Origin of the sequence: Leisingera sp. ANG-DT (genome assembly GCF_000813785.1) — a bacterium.
Lineage (GTDB): Bacteria > Pseudomonadota > Alphaproteobacteria > Rhodobacterales > Rhodobacteraceae > Leisingera.
In genome coordinates this window covers 586-875 of record NZ_JWLE01000084.1, presented here as the reverse complement: position 1 = coordinate 875, position 290 = coordinate 586, and the positions used below count along the sequence as shown (strand labels likewise).

1 pseudogene is annotated in these 290 nt (G+C 68.6%); it reads right to left on the bottom strand.

Going from position 1 to position 290, the window contains the following annotated elements:
- Positions 1-290 (bottom strand): annotated as a pseudogene (locus tag RA21_RS21865) (DNA polymerase III subunit gamma/tau); the annotation flags it as partial.

Genomic DNA, 290 nt, shown 5'->3' with positions numbered 1-290 from the left:
GGGGGGCGGCGGCGGGGGCGTGTCCTGCAGCTTGCGGATCAGTTCCTCCGGGGAGGGCAGGTCGGCCACATGGGTCAGGCGGATCACCGCCATTTCGGCCGCCATCATTGCGTTGGGGGCGGCGGCCACTTCTTCCAGCGCCTTCAGCAGCATCTGCCACATGCGGGTCAGGACACGCATCGCCAGCGCATCGGCCATCGCCTTGCCGCGGGCGCGTTCATCGGGGCTGACGGTGGGGTCCTCGGCGGCATCAGGCGTGATCTTCACCACCGAGACCCAATGGGTGATCT